The 13,991-nt window shown below is 61.5% G+C and carries 11 protein-coding genes; 5 read left to right on the top strand and 6 right to left on the bottom strand.

Annotated elements, in window-relative coordinates; all coding sequences use genetic code 11:
• Window positions 1-15: 15 nt before the first annotated feature.
• The 3 genes from C4N04_RS06290 to C4N04_RS06280 form a co-directional block, all read right to left on the bottom strand.
• A complete protein-coding gene (locus C4N04_RS06290; protein ID WP_077993765.1) occupies window positions 16-1,527 on the bottom strand; it encodes a sugar ABC transporter ATP-binding protein in 1,512 nt (503 codons plus the stop codon).
• 65 nt (window positions 1,528-1,592) lie between these two features.
• Window positions 1,593-2,639: a substrate-binding domain-containing protein gene (locus C4N04_RS06285; RefSeq protein WP_077993768.1), complete on the bottom strand. Its 1,047-nt coding sequence runs from the start codon at window positions 2,637-2,639 to the stop codon at window positions 1,593-1,595.
• Window positions 2,640-2,667: 28 nt separating this feature from the next.
• Window positions 2,668-3,657, bottom strand: coding sequence for a TIM barrel protein (locus tag C4N04_RS06280; RefSeq protein ID WP_106795610.1), 990 nt, complete (start codon window positions 3,655-3,657; stop codon window positions 2,668-2,670).
• 578 nt (window positions 3,658-4,235) lie between these two features.
• Between C4N04_RS06280 and C4N04_RS06275 the strand changes: the two genes are divergently transcribed.
• The gene (locus C4N04_RS06275; protein ID WP_077993773.1) at window positions 4,236-6,026 is read left to right on the top strand and encodes an ABC transporter ATP-binding protein; all 1,791 of its coding nucleotides are present in this window, start codon (window positions 4,236-4,238) and stop codon (window positions 6,024-6,026) included.
• A 225-nt stretch (window positions 6,027-6,251) separates the two neighbouring features.
• Window positions 6,252-7,010 carry an alpha/beta fold hydrolase gene (locus tag C4N04_RS06270; RefSeq protein ID WP_179363819.1) on the top strand — a complete coding sequence of 253 codons (759 nt, stop codon included), beginning with the start codon at window positions 6,252-6,254 and terminating at the stop codon, window positions 7,008-7,010.
• A gap of 150 nt (window positions 7,011-7,160) precedes the next feature.
• Here the strand turns inward: C4N04_RS06270 and C4N04_RS06265 are convergent, their stop codons facing one another.
• Window positions 7,161-8,567 (bottom strand): adenylate/guanylate cyclase domain-containing protein, encoded by a 1,407-nt coding sequence (locus C4N04_RS06265; protein WP_106795609.1) that lies wholly within the window; start codon window positions 8,565-8,567, stop codon window positions 7,161-7,163.
• A gap of 263 nt (window positions 8,568-8,830) precedes the next feature.
• Here C4N04_RS06265 and C4N04_RS06255 point away from each other — a divergent pair, with 263 nt between their 5' ends.
• Entirely contained in the window at window positions 8,831-9,562 is a 732-nt protein-coding gene (locus tag C4N04_RS06255) for a hypothetical protein (RefSeq protein WP_106795607.1), read from the top strand.
• Between the two features lie 15 nt (window positions 9,563-9,577).
• Here C4N04_RS06255 and C4N04_RS06250 read toward each other — a convergent pair whose 3' ends face one another.
• Both C4N04_RS06250 and C4N04_RS31790 read right to left on the bottom strand, forming a co-directional pair.
• Entirely contained in the window at window positions 9,578-11,071 is a 1,494-nt protein-coding gene (locus C4N04_RS06250) for an FAD-dependent monooxygenase (RefSeq protein WP_106795606.1), read from the bottom strand.
• Between the two features lie 344 nt (window positions 11,072-11,415).
• A complete protein-coding gene (locus C4N04_RS31790) occupies window positions 11,416-11,586 on the bottom strand; it encodes a hypothetical protein (RefSeq protein WP_010053075.1) in 171 nt (56 codons plus the stop codon).
• A gap of 265 nt (window positions 11,587-11,851) precedes the next feature.
• Here C4N04_RS31790 and C4N04_RS06245 point away from each other — a divergent pair, with 265 nt between their 5' ends.
• Complete coding sequence (locus C4N04_RS06245) at window positions 11,852-12,475, top strand: outer membrane protein (RefSeq protein WP_106795605.1); 624 nt, start codon at window positions 11,852-11,854, stop codon at window positions 12,473-12,475.
• 697 nt (window positions 12,476-13,172) lie between these two features.
• A complete protein-coding gene (locus C4N04_RS31550) occupies window positions 13,173-13,499 on the top strand; it encodes a hypothetical protein (RefSeq protein WP_158775547.1) in 327 nt (108 codons plus the stop codon).
• Window positions 13,500-13,991 lie beyond the last annotated feature (492 nt).

Below are 13,991 nucleotides of genomic sequence, written 5' to 3'. Positions count from 1 at the left end.
GCTCTTTCCTGTTGGTCACACCGAGCCGATGCGGCTTGCGGTCGTGCCGACGGCATGGGAGACGATGGTTTCTTCGCTGAGTTGGTCGCGGCCGAGTTCAGCCGCGATAGCGCCGTCGCGCATCACGAGCACACGGTCGGATACCCTCAGCACCTCCGGGAGTTCGGAGGAGACGACGACGACGCAGTGCCCGTCGGCGGCAAGGTCTTCGATCAGCTGATAGATTTCGGATTTGGCGCCGACGTCGATGCCGCGGGTCGGCTCATCGAAAAGGAGAATGCGCGAGCCGGCCGCCAGCCACCGTGCAATGATCGCCTTCTGCTGATTGCCGCCGCTGAAAAGCTTGATCTGGCGATCTAGCTGAAATGGCCGCAGATTGACGCGTTTGAGAAGGTCTTCCGCGGTTCGCTTGAGCTTGCGGTGGTTGATCATACCTGCCTTGGAGAAACGCGCCATCGAAGGCAGCGCCATGTTCGAGGTCACCGACCTCCCCGGAATAATCCCTTCCCGCTTACGCTCCTCTGGGAGCAGACCGATGCCGGCGGCGATCGCGGCACGAGGATTGGATAGCGCCAAGGTCGTCCCATCGACTTTGACGGTGCCTGACGTCAGCCTATCAGCGCCGGATATGGCGCGCAGAAGCTCCGTCCGGCCGGAGCCGACCAGACCAGCCACGCCGAGAACCTCGCCCTGGTGCAGGTCGAACGATACGTCGCGGATACGGTGCGTTGAAAGATTGCGGACTTCGACACTCACCGTGCGGGTCGCGTGCGAATGGTGCTCTTCAGCCAGCAATTCGCGGCCGACCATCATGCCGATGACTTCATCAGGCGCGCTCGCCCTGAGATCGATGCCTGTGCGCACGACCCTTCCGTCACGCATAACCGTCGCCCTGCGGCAAACTTGGAAGACCTCGTCCATCTTGTGGGACACATAGATGATCGACACGCCGCTGGCGGCAAGCCGTTCGATGATCTCGGCCAGCCGGTCAAACTCACTGGGCGTCAGGCTCGATGTCGGCTCGTCCATGGCAACGATCCTGGCTTTGTCGAGCAGCGCGCGGGCGATCTCGACGACTTGCCGCCGGGCCACCTTCAACGAGGAAATCGGCGCAGACGGGTCGATCGCCGGATCGATCATCGCCAGAGCTTCAGCCGCTCGGCGCTCCTGCTCGCGTCGGTCAACGATGATGCCTCCAAGCCTGGTGAGGGAATGACCAAGAAACATATTCTGGGCGACGGTGAGATGGGGAACCTGCTGGAGCTCCTGATGGATCATGGCGATCCCTGCCTGGCGGGCGCTTTCCGGCTTGCGGAAATGATGGACCGTCCCATCGACCTTCACCTCGCCCTGCGTCGGCCGAAAGACACCGGAGAGGATGCGCAGGAGTGTCGACTTTCCCGCCCCGTTCTCCCCAAGAAGCGCGTGAATTTCACCTGGCGCGACGTCGAAGGAGACTTCCGAGAGCGCCTTGACGCCGGGAAAGACCTTGGAAATGTCTTCGAATGCCAGTCTGGAAGGAGCCATGGAACCGAACCCTTTGTGAATGAGGACGACCGGCCGAGCGCCGGCCGTCCCGCCTTGGGAGGCGCTTACTTGCCTGCGGCCTTCATCAGCACCGTGCGTATGTCGACGCCCTGACCCTGGAAGTCCTTGACGTTGTCCTTGGTAATCAGCGCCTGCGGCGTCGCCACAACGCGCGGCAGCTTCTGGCCCGCGACGAGGCGAAGAGCGACTTCCATCGCGACCTCGCCCGTCAGAATCGGGAAGCTGTCGACGGTGCCCGTGAGCTCGCCGGCTTCGATCGACTTATAGGCGTCCGATATGCCGTCGGTGCCGAACACCACGACCTTGTCCTGCAGTCCCGCCGCCTTCACGGCTTCGACGACGCCGAGCGCCATGCCGTCATTGTTGCAGTAGAAGCCGACGAGATCGGGATGTTGCTGCAGGATGGTGGTCGCGGCGTCATAGGACATCTGCCGATCCCAGTTGCCGGGAACGCTTGCGACCACGGTGAACTTGCCACCTTCCTCGATCGTGCTCTTGAAGCCGCTGGTGCGCTGCACGGCGGCGTAGACTCCCGCCTGCCCTTCGATGATCGCGACCTTGCCGCCGTTCAGGCGGTTTTCGACGAACCACTTGGCGACGCGGACGCCGTTGTCGCGCTGGACATTGCCGACATAGTGCTCCGCCTGCGGGATCACGGCGTCGTTGACATTGACGACAGGGACATTGGCCGCCTTGGCCTGTTCCATGACCGGTTGGAGATTGGCGTCAGTCTGCGGAGAGACGAGCAGAACATTGTAGCCCTGCGTGACCATGCCTTCGGCGATCGTCAGCTGGCCGAGCTGATCGCCTTCGCTTTGGGCAGCCTGATAGGCGACGCTCACACCGAGCTTGTCCGCGAACTTCTGGTAACCCTCGCCGAGCGAGCGCCAGTATTCATTGGTCAGCGTCTTGGAGACACCGCCGACCTTGAGACCTTCGGGCGGTTTCGCCAGTGCGCCGAGCTTGGCATCGAGGTCGGACCAGTCCATGCGGTCCGGCTCGGAGTCCGAGTTGAGCGGCTTCAGTTCCTGCGCTGTCGCGATGCCAGCACAAAGGGTGGCGGCAAGAGCCGCGGCAAAAAACCTGTTCATGGAATCCCTCCCGGAGAGTTAAGTCGGTTCAGTGGTCCGCGCCGAGCATCAACTCCTGTACAATGGCCAGCGTGGAAAGGGCGTCCTGTCGGTCAATCGCGCTCGATAGGCGGTTGTCCTGCTCGAGGCGGTCGACGACCCTCAACATCCGTCGGACGGTCTTGATGTTGACCTCGCATTCGCGGACCGGGTCGAGACCGGTCAGATCGGGGAACGTGTCGAAATAGATCGCGCCGTCATAGCCATCCCGGCGAATCTGGCGGAGCAACTCGATGGTCTGCAGCGAATGAACGGCGCCGACCATCAGCCCGTCGTCGCGCTTGGCGTAGCCATCATTCAGATGGACGCCGAGAACCCGGCTGTGACGTGCGATCAGGGCCGCCGCGAAGGCGGGTTGTTCGTCGGCATAGAGGACATGGGCGAAATCAAGCGTCACGCCGAGATTCCCGGCCCCCACTTCCTTGATGGCGAGCAGCGTTGTCGCGGCATCAGGCAGCAGGCTGTAGGAGCGCGGCTCGTTCGGCTTGTATTCGATGGAGATCAGGCAATCCGGGTCATGTTGACAAACTTCACGGATTCCGTCGATTTCGTGTTGCCACAACCTAGCATAATCGGCCTGGAAAGCGTAATCGAAGCCATCCTGCCCGAGCCAGATGGTCATCAGGTTCGCGCCGGCCTCGCGCGCTGCGTCGATGCCTTTCTTCGTCAGATTGATCGCTTCGCGGCGAACCGCTTCCTCCGGATGTGTGAAGGCGCCGAGCTTGAAATCCGGATTGGTGTAGTAGCGCATCGCGAAGCCATTGATGGACAGGCCGAAATTGCCAAACTTCCGGGCCAACTCAGCCGGATTGTCGTTCACGTGATCGGGGTAATTCAGGTCGAGGTCGGTCAATCCTTGCACGCGAGCCGCACGCTCCGCCATCTGCAGGACGGACGGCTTTCCAGACTGCCCGGGCCAGGCGAGGTGCGCACCAGAGGCGAAGGAATTCAATCGTGTGGCAAAACGTGTCTCGCTCAAGGCATTCGTCCCGTCTGTGAAGCTTTACACTACTTCACAGATTTTTGCATATTTGTAAAGCAGAATATGTACTGCGAGGCACCATCTGAAGCGGCAGAGCGGTGACGGAGCTTCCCCGTGCGGCTGGGAGCCCTGTCTGCGCAGGTGGATCGAGGCCAACCGATAGGGGATGCGATCTGTCCGTAACAGCTGTTCGCAGGCTGCCCGACCGGCCGCCTCGAGCGTCGTTGGAATGCGTCCCTTCCCGCCCTCTTCAGCCTTTAAATTGTGTCGTTTCCGCACCACTGCCTGCAGGGTTGTAAAAATCCGCTTGGCAATGGCGAAATGCTCCGGTACATAAAGCTCACCGCTTCAGATCGAACATAGGGAGGCGTTGCATGACAGCAGCATTCATCGACAGCTTCCCGCACGGCATGCGACGACACTAGTCGCGGCCCGCCCCGAGCGCGCCACATGCGGTTTTTCCACTCTTCATAGCCCGATTGATCTGACGGGATCATTTCGCCTCCCGCCCGGGCTGTGTCATCCAACTCTCGATTTTGAGGCCGGTTGCCGAATTACGGGCCGGGCAGGTTAAAATGACGCGCAAGAAGCTCGATTTCCGTGCCGATGCCTATCGCCAGGTGCTCGGCTTCGTTTTTCATCATTGGAGCCATCAGCGCTCTCTTGTCGGCGCTATTGTCGTGCTGGTGATATCAAGCACGCTCGCCGAAGTCATGGTGCCGGTGTTTTCCGGCCGCATCGTCGATGCCATTGCCGGCGCCACGGCAGCCGACGGCGCCCTAAACGCTTTCGCCGTCGTCGTGGTTCTCGGCCTCACCAGCGTGGTGTTGCGCTGGTTCATCTTCAACGGCATTATCCGGCTGACGCTCCGCATCATGGCGGATGTGGTCAATAACGGCTTCCACAAGGTGCAGCGCTTTTCGACCGACTGGCACGCCAACAGCTTTGCCGGCTCGACAGTGCGCAAGATCACCCGCGGCATGTGGGCGCTCGATTCGCTCAATGACCTGCTGCTCGTCGCCCTGCTGCCCTCCATCGTCATGCTGATCGGCGCCAGCATCGTGCTCGGCAGCTACTGGCCGGTCATGGGACTGTTCGTGGCAGTGGGATCGCTGATCTATATCGGCGCGACGGTGGCGCTTTCCATGGGTTTCGTGTCCCCGGCAGCGCGGCTTGCCAATGCCTGGGACACCAAGCTCGGCGGCGCGCTGGCCGATGCCATCAGCTGCAATTCGGTGGTCAAGGCCTTCGGCGCCGAAAGCCGCGAAGAGGCGCGCCTGCGCCACGTGCTGGCAAGATGGGACAGGCGCACCCGGCGGACATGGAAGCGCGGCACGTTGAGTGGCACGATCCAGGGCTTCATGATGGTGTCCATGCAGGCGGGCATCCTCGGAACGGGTCTGGTCATGTGGCAGCGGGGGTTGGCGACGCCCGGCGACATCACCTTCGTGCTCGCCATGTTCTTCGTTCTGCAAGGCTATTTGCGCAATGTCGGCCAGGACATCCGCAACCTGCAGCGCGCCGTCAACGACATGGAAGAGCTGGTGCTGCTCGACAAGATGCCGCTTGGCGTCGAGGACAGGCCGGACGCCAGGCCGATCGCGATCGATACGGGCGAGATCGTCTTCGATCGCGTCACCTTCCAGTATGGTGCTCATCCCGATCCGCTCTATCAGGACTTTTCAGTCACCATCAAAGCGGGCGAGCGTGTCGGCCTCGTGGGGCATTCGGGCTCGGGCAAGACGACCTTCGTCAAGCTCATCCAGCGCCTCTACGACGTCAATTCAGGCGCCATCCGCATTGACGGACAGGATATCGCCGATGTCAGGCAATCGGACCTGCGCGGCCAGATCGCCATCGTGCAGCAGGAGCCGATCCTGTTCCATCGCACGCTGGCGGAAAACATCGCCTATTCCAGGCCGAACGCCTCGCGGCGCGAGATCGAGCAGGCGGCGAAACAGGCCAATGCGCACGGCTTCATCATCGGCCTGCCCAAGGGCTATGAGACGATGGTCGGCGAACGCGGAGTCAAGCTGTCGGGCGGCGAACGCCAGCGCGTCGCCCTCGCCCGCGCCTTTCTGGCCGATGCGCCAATCCTGATCCTGGACGAGGCGACCTCGAGCCTCGACAGCGAGAGCGAACAGCAGATCCAGCAGGCCATGGAACGGCTGATGGTCGGCCGCACGACGCTCGTCGTCGCCCACCGCCTGTCGACGGTGCGGGCGCTCGACCGGCTGCTCGTCTTCGACAAGGGCAAGATCGTCGAGGAGGGTGACCACCAGGCGCTGATCCGGCTCAATGGCGGCATCTATCGCCGGCTGTTCGAACGCCAGGCACTGGAACTGACCAAGGGACTGGTGGCCTGAACCTGAATGCCGGGGCTGACGTCCCGGCATTCAGACGACTGACAAGAGGCGCCCCTTCGTTTCGTCAGGGGGCTTGGCAAGCACCAGAGCTAAGGGCAAGGTTTGCCAATGGCCGAAACGCCAAGGCCACTGCTCCCAAACCACCTCCGCCTTCTACCAACATCAGAGATTGACAACCTCCCCTGCCCGCCTATCCTCGGCCGGCGGGAAAACCTTTTGGTGTTCATGCCTGGAGTGACGCGGCATCTGATTGATCGAGGCGATGGCGCTGCTGTCGAGCTTTTCCAGGCTGAGGCCGCCGGTGCGGCGCCGGCCGGTGCGATCCTGTTCGTCCACGGCAATCAGGGCGGCCTTCTGCTTGGAGCGAAGGAATTCGCCGATAATGGAACCTTGCTTCGCTTCTCGTCCCGCCTGAATATCACGGCGGCGGCTGTATCACAGCCCGGCTTTGGGGCTTCGGACGGCCCGGCCGATTTCTGCGGTCCATCCACTCAGCGGGCGATCATGGCCGCCCTCTCCTTCCTGAAGCAACAACCGTCCGTCGCTCCCGAGCGCATCGTCCTCTACGGCAACAGCAGGGGAGCCGTTGCTTCGGCAATGGTCGCGGCTCAGTTTCCCGACCTTAGAGCCATCGTTCTCTCGAGCGGCGTCTATGATCTTGAAGCCGTCTTCATAAACAGCCCACCCGGCCTGCAAAGAGCGATCGAAACCGAAGCCGGCCTGTCGAAAGAGGCTTTCCTAAAGCGCTCAGCCTTGCACCATGCGCAAAAAATCCGCTCGGAAACACTCCTTCTGCACGGACGGCACGACGATCGCGCTCCCGTTGCTCAGGCCGAAAGTTTCTCGAAGGCTCTGTCCGATGCCGGAGTCCCGGTTAGTCTCAGCATCTTCGAATGCGGGCATCGTATCCCGCGCGAACACTCTCAGGCGGCCCTTCGGCCCTTCCTGCAGCGGATATTCGGTGCTCGCGTAACCTCTCACTAGGCGTGCATCCTACTCGACCACCCGGTATATCTCGGCCAGGTCGCACAAGTCCCAGCTCCCGCCAGTCAAAACCGCACAGACCTTCTCATCCGGGCTGTGTTCAGGTCGAACGCGCTTTCGCCTCGATGCCGGCGTTCAGCGCAACGACGCTCACGACAGGGCAAAGATCCTGACCTCCCTGCCGATGCCCTGGAGTTCCGCCATCCGGGAGGCCGAGCTGATGCCGCTGTCACGCAGGATCTCCGAGACATTGACATCCTCGACGATCGCCTCCGTCGTCATGATCACGTTGGGGTCGGCAAGGCCCTGGACGCGCGAGGCGATGTTGACGGTCTGGCCGAAATAGTCCTGCCGATCGTTGAGGTTGACGGCGAGGCACGGTCCCTCGTGAATGCCGATCTTCAGGAGCAGGTCCTCGCTGCCGTGTTCGGCATTCAACCGGCGCATCGCCTCGCGCATTCTGAGCGCTGCCGCCACCGCACGGTCAGGGCTCGGGAAGGTCGCCATGACAGCATCGCCGATCGTCTTGACGACGGCGCCCGCTTCGGTGGCGACGATCTCGTGAAGAACGCGGAAATGCGCCCGCACCAGGTCGAAGGCGGCAAGATCACCGACACGCTCGTAAAGCGCGGTCGAGCCCCTCAGATCAGTGAACAGAAAAGTCAGGCTGGTGATCTTCAGGCGCTGGTCGACGTCGAGCGTATCGGTCCTGTAGATGTCCCGGAAGCTCTGGTTGGTCAGCAGGCGCTTGGCCGTCAGAAAAGGCCGGCGACGGCCCAGGAGATCGTGCAAATCATCTCCGGCGATGCAGACATTCGGCACCACCCGGCGATCGGTATGGTTCTCCAGGGTGAGCCGCAGCAGACCCGGGCGCAGGGTCACGGTTTCGTTCAGCGCATGCCCGCGGCTGATGACCATCGACAGGGCCTGGCGTTCGCTGGTGGGTTCACCCTGCACATCGATAAACTGCGCCGAGTGCGTGACCGCATCGAAGATGATGACGAATTGCGCCGGTAGCTGCAGCGAGACGAAAGCCTTCTCGCCCGGGGCCAGCTCGATCATCTCCAGCAGTATGCGTTGAAACTTCGCTTCCAGATCCTGCGGCAGGTCGACGCCGGAACTGAAGAATATCTGGCGATAATATTCGAGCGGCGGCAGCCTGTCGGGATCGTGGGCGGCAATCCCGCGCACCCGCGGACTGACGGTAAAGGTGACCTCGACCATCTCGTCGAGGGTCGGTTCGTATCCGGCCGCGCAAAGCGCGCAATGATAGGTGTCCTGGACGACGCCTTTCAGGGTCGCGCCGCTGTCCAGAACGCCGCCGCATCCCGGACAAAGCACGTTCCAGGTCATCTCGAACGCGCCAATGCGGGCGGCATGCAGAAAGGCGGCAATGGTTTTCTCTTCCTCGAGATGATGTTTTTCGGCGAAGGCGAGCACATTGATGCGATTGAGCTCGCGATCGGCGCCATGCCTGACGACGTTTTCGATGCACTCGACTACCTGCGGGTCAGCCGCCTGTCGCAGGGTGGCAAAAAGCACGTCCATTTCGCTCATTGGATAGTCTCTACGCGCATGACAGGACAGACAACGTCAATGCCGCGATCATAACACGACAACCTGCCAATAGAAATCGATGGGTCCGCTTGCTTGCCAATCGACAGAGTCCGCCGGTAGCAATCGCCTGTCGGGCCGCCCGTCACCCGTTGCATCTCCGTTTCAACAATTTGCAGGACAACGGAGAAAAATGCGAGCATCACCCCCTCGCCCTCCTTTACAATCGATCGGTTCGGCTCCGGCCGATCGACGAAGGAGAAGCGATGGATCGTCTTGAGGAGAAAGGGGCTCGATCGGCAAAGCCGGCGGAAAAAGCCGCTCATGCGGAGGCGCTCGCACGGGATATCACGGCGATCAAAATCGGCGATTGTCTGCTGGGCTACAAGGCCGTGCAGCGCCGGATGCGGGGCGGCCGCTGGAACCATTTCCGCGGTCGCATGCGCGAGATCGAGAAATTGATCCGGCACCGCCATGGAGAGATCGTGCCGGAAGCGGATGACGCCCTGATCTATGTCGAGGTGATCGCCAGCCTTGCTTTCGTCGAGTTCAAGGAAGGGTTTGTCGAGGTGGTGCTCGGCTGGGCGGCGCGGTGGGTCCCCTGGGCTGGGAAGGCCGCGATCGAGGAAATCATCTATGAGCGGACAAAGGTGCGCTTTTCCCCGCTTTCCGCCGACGCGCTCGGCCATGCCCTGCATCTGAGCTACGCCGAACGCTGCGCGCTCGATATCCGCACCGTCGGCGCCTTCGACGTACCGAAGGCGAAAAGGGCAAAACTGCAAAAGGCAAAGCGCCGCCAGCGCGAGCAGAACCGCAAAGAGCAGCAACGCCGCGCCGCCGGCGCTGTTCCCAGAGCCGACTATCTCTCCAACTCCCTCAGCCAGTCCCGCCCATGGGAGGCCTTCGGCATCAGCCGTCGGACGTGGGAACGGCGCGGCAGGCCGATGCCGGAACCCGAGGCGATACCGGAGGGCGGCTCGATCCCGCTCGCCGCTTAACCGGGGCTGCGGCTCTCAGGCGGGTGGTCCGAACCAGGTGATCATCGCGTCGTGAAGCCCATCCTGCGTCCCCTCGCCGACCCATGCCACATATCCGTCGGGCCGGATCAGCACCGCGCTCGGCGCCGAAACTGCCCCGAGCGTCGGCAGTTCCCATGGACCGCCATAGCTCGCCTGAACCAGCCGGACGTGGCCTAACCATGGCGCGATGTCGAGGCTGCCGGCGGCGCCGAGATTCAACAGCACCGGCCGCGCGTTTCTGAGCAGCGCAAAGACGCGGATGGCCCCGTCCGGGGTGGCGAGGTCGAGGTCGGGCATGCGGCGGCCGAGCAGCGGGTGCCCCTCGCCGAGATCGTAGCGGAGGGCAAGTCCGGACATCTCGCCGGCAATCGTCTTGCGGGCCCCCTCCAGCCCAAGCAGCTCCAGCACGATGTCTCTCAGAGCTTCGGTGCGGTCATCTGAGCGCTGCAGGGCGACCTGGGCCATTGTCGTGCGCAACACGCGGGCGGCGACCGGATGCCGCTCGGCATGATAGCTATCGAGCAGGGGCTCAGGCGATAGTCCCTTCACCACCTGGGCAAGCTTCCAGCCGAGATTGACGGCATCCTGGACGCCGGTATTGAGGCCCTGCCCGCCCACCGGCGAATGCACATGCGCTGCGTCCCCCGCCAGGAATACCCGGCCCTTGCGATAGGCCGCCGCCTGCCGCGACATGTCGGTGAATCTGGAAATCCACTTGAGACCATGAATTCCGTAATCCGTGCCGCAGGCGGCGATCAGCGCTTGCCTGAGATCGCCGAGCGTCGGCTCGCCTGCTGCGCCGGCATTGCTTTCCGTCACCATGATGTTGATCGGGCCTTCGCTGGCAAAGACGACCTTGCCGTCGCGAATTTCATAATCCTCGCGGCCGAAGGCATGCATGCCGAGTGCCGTGCGATGGACGCCGAGCGGCGGCTCCTCCTCCACCTCCGCCTCGGCGAGAATATTGCTGGTCGTCGCGTCCCAGCCGGGAAATTCGATACCGGCCAGCTTGCGAACCAGGCTGCGGCCGCCATCGCAGCCGACCAGGTAATCTGCGCGGATTTCCGAAGCGTCGGAGAGTTCGACGGTCACACCAGCAGCGTCCTGCACGAAGCCCGTCAGCTCGCAACCGCGATAGATCACGACCGGTAGCTCGCCGACCCAGCCGGCCAGGATGCGCTCGATATGCTTCTGCCGCAGCGCCAGCCCGTAATTGTGCCGCGTCGGAAAATCGCTGATATCGAGCCGCGTGACCGCAAATCCGGTCACCTGGGCGACCTGCCCCTCGGCCAGGAACCGCTCGACTATGCCCCGCTGATCGAAAACCTCGAGCGTGCGCGCGCTCAGGCCGCCGGCACGCGAACCAACGATCTCCTGGTTCAAGCGACGCTCGACAATGGCGACATCGACGCCGGCTAAGGCCAGCTCGCCCGCCAGCATCAGCCCGGTCGGCCCTCCTCCGGCAATCAAGACCGCATGTTCCCTCATCCGCAAACTCCTCTGCCCCGACTGTCAGGATAACGTCTCAGCATTCCACACCGACCGGCCCGGCTTGGTGCTCCTGCAGTTTGACCGGCTCTCTCAGGTGCCTAATTCCCCTGTCGCAGGTTGTTCCCCCTATAAATATAAGCTCTCTACTGGTGGGAAGGACTTGCGACAGGATTTCCGTCTGGCCTTCCAAAGCCCTTTTCGTTGCCGCTCGTGCGGCTTCTTGGCTTAGACCCAGGCGCTTCAACGCGACCAAACCGGGTCAGCGCCGGATTTGGCAAAACTCCATCAATTTCACCATTCGTTCTCGAAGGGCGATCAGAATAGCTGGGTGTGGTTGCCGCTCACTGCGGAGCCGTGGCTTTTTGCGGAATCGTTTCAGCCGCCGGCGGCTCCGAGGGATCGGCGGGATGGCCGTAGATCGTGTAGACAGCGCCTGCCAGAACGCCCAGGACGAGGAGAGCGAGCACGTATAACATCATTCCCCGGATAGCGGTTTTGGGTGTCTCTTCCATATGGCATCTCCAAAATTGCTCAGCCGTCAAAGTAGATGCGAGCGCGTTTGGTTCCGGGGTTGAACATCTTGAAAAGGCAAATCGTCGGTCTATGTGCCCGCATCAGGACAGTTTCTGACGACGCCGGCTTCGGCTCGCCCTCTGGCCCGGCGACATGACAACTTGTACGACAGCTTACAATTCCGCGAGTGTGTCCTTATTGCTACAGCCTTCTGTTGAGCAGCTGTATATCCTTTGGTTCTAATGTAATCCACGGGGTACGAAAATGAAGTTAACTGTCGCCACTATCTTTCTCGCACTTGTCGCTACGACTGCGTTCGCGGCCGATGTCGTTCAGGAGGCCCCGACCGCCCCGCTTGCGGCAGCGCCTGTTTTCACCTGGTCTGGTCCGTATTTCGGTATCGATGGCGGCGCCGCTTGGTTGAACGGTGATTTCAGCGCCGGCGGTGCCTCTGCCTCTGAGGATTTTAACGGCGGCGTCTTCGGCGGGTTCGCAGGTTACAATTTCCAGTTCGATAACTTTGTCGTGGGCATCGAAGGAAACCTCGAACACAATTGGAATGAAGAGGACGCGCTCGGCGCAGAAGTCGGGACGGATTGGGCTGGAGCCGTTCGCGGTCGTGTCGGCTACGCCTTCGATAAGGCTCTGATCTACGGCGCAGCCGGCTGGGCCGCCACGCGCGGTTACGTCGATGCGCCCGGCTTCGATAAGGAAACCGAGACGTTCAACGGGTACACGGTTGGAGCAGGTGTCGACTTTGCTATCACCAACAACATCTTCGCCCGCGGCGAATACCGCTACAATGACTATGGCGAACAAGATATCCTGGGCGTTGACGTCGACCTCGATCAGCACGAACTGAAGTTCGGTATCGGTGTGAAGTTCTAATAAGAATTCCTCGGATCGATAGCATCAGAGCCTCGCCGCGTTTCGGCGGGGCTTTTTCATTCCTCCGGATCACGTCGCGGTTCACGCGCGACATATGGGGCCGGACCGTTTAGCGGTGAGCCGCCCGGTGATCGAAACGAAATCATTAGTTTCCCTGCCCGTGCCCTAAGCGACGATCCCGCTCGGCGCCACTTGCAGATCCAATTTCGCCAATTTTCTCGCGCGTCGATTCTCGGTGTGGCGGTCTTTGCCGCCCATCAAAACGGCAAGCGGAGCGGCGGCGCTTCGACACGGCGATCAAACCGCCGCTTATTTTTTGCTCGCACTGGCCGATCAGCCCTCGGCCCCAGTTGCCGCATGTCTCGCCTGAGATCGCGGGGCGTTATTGCGAGGAGACGCGCATGGTAGTGCGAAATTGGAACCAGAGCTGCCGCGACGCATTACATGCTTGCAACTTGGCTCATTCCATTTCGAAGGAGATTTCACATGAACCAGCTTATTTGGATCGTCGGTGCCGTCGTCATCGTGCTCGCTATCCTGAGCTTCTTCGGCTTCCGTTGAGAAAGGGATCTGCGGCTCGACCGCACCATCCACAACGCAACAGCGCCGCTGCTCTGGCCGCAGAGCACGATGCCAGGCGCAGCGTGATGGGTACCATTAGCAGTGGCTTGTATGTCTGCTATCGTATCCGGTTGGTGTGAGGCTGGCCTGGCGAATTCAGAGTCTCAAACGTCCGCGGATCGGCGGCGCCTCAATAAAAAGACGGCGCCCGAAGACGCCGCTGGGTATTGGAACCTCTTCACTGAGAATACGATCTGAGCATGCGGCCAACCGGACATCTTCGCTGGTCGTCGAATTGTTGAAAACGCCGCGCCGCGCCGTCGACATCGATGAAATCGTCAATCCCTGCTTCTACCAAAATTCGCACCGCGTTTCGCTGCATGGGCCGGCGCAGCTGTTTAGCGGCGAGCCGAGCGCCGAGCGAAAAGAAATGATTACTCTCAATCACCTGCCGCTACTCTGAGGCGACTATCGCGCTCGGCGCCACTTGCAGATCCGATTTCGCCAAACTTCTCGCGCATTGATTCTCGGTGGCGTCTTCAGCCTTGCCAGTCGCTATCCTGCTGATCTCGTCGTTCTAGACGCGCAGGACAGCGCTTCCAACCCACCGACATGAGAAGAATCTCTGCCGCACCCATCACCGTCGCAGGCGGAGCGGCGCCACTTCGACCCGGCGCGATCCAAGCGCCGGTATTTTGCTCGCACCGGCCGATCAGCCCTCTGCGCTAGTTGCCGCATATCTTGCCTGAGATCGCCAGACGTCATCGATCCCGAACTATTGCGAAAGCAGCTTGATACAGGTGGAAATTTTCATGCCGAGAAATTGTACTATTCACTCTTAGAAGCGATGGGATAATGCTCTCACGTTCGGCTGGCGGTCTGTTTGGGTAAGGGCTTCGCGTGGAAATCAAGACTATGCTTGGCGAGATCGCTGACAAAGGTGGCAGTGTCGAGG

Source organism: Rhizobium sp. H4 (assembly GCF_003013335.1).
Lineage (GTDB): Bacteria > Pseudomonadota > Alphaproteobacteria > Rhizobiales > Rhizobiaceae > Rhizobium > Rhizobium sophoriradicis.
This window is presented reverse-complemented; position numbering and strand designations above follow the sequence as displayed.

Coding starts and splice junctions, on each gene's coding strand:
- C4N04_RS06290 (WP_077993765.1), bottom strand. CDS start 1,527: ATGGCTCCTTCCAGACTGGCATTCGAAGACATTTCCAAGGTCTTTCCC.
- C4N04_RS06285 (WP_077993768.1), bottom strand. CDS start 2,639: ATGAACAGGTTTTTTGCCGCGGCTCTTGCCGCCACCCTTTGTGCTGGC.
- C4N04_RS06275 (WP_077993773.1), top strand. CDS start 4,236: ATGACGCGCAAGAAGCTCGATTTCCGTGCCGATGCCTATCGCCAGGTG.
- C4N04_RS06270 (WP_179363819.1), top strand. CDS start 6,252: ATGCCTGGAGTGACGCGGCATCTGATTGATCGAGGCGATGGCGCTGCT.
- C4N04_RS06265 (WP_106795609.1), bottom strand. CDS start 8,567: ATGAGCGAAATGGACGTGCTTTTTGCCACCCTGCGACAGGCGGCTGAC.
- C4N04_RS06255 (WP_106795607.1), top strand. CDS start 8,831: ATGGATCGTCTTGAGGAGAAAGGGGCTCGATCGGCAAAGCCGGCGGAA.
- C4N04_RS06250 (WP_106795606.1), bottom strand. CDS start 11,071: ATGAGGGAACATGCGGTCTTGATTGCCGGAGGAGGGCCGACCGGGCTG.
- C4N04_RS31790 (WP_010053075.1), bottom strand. CDS start 11,586: ATGGAAGAGACACCCAAAACCGCTATCCGGGGAATGATGTTATACGTG.
- C4N04_RS06245 (WP_106795605.1), top strand. CDS start 11,852: ATGAAGTTAACTGTCGCCACTATCTTTCTCGCACTTGTCGCTACGACT.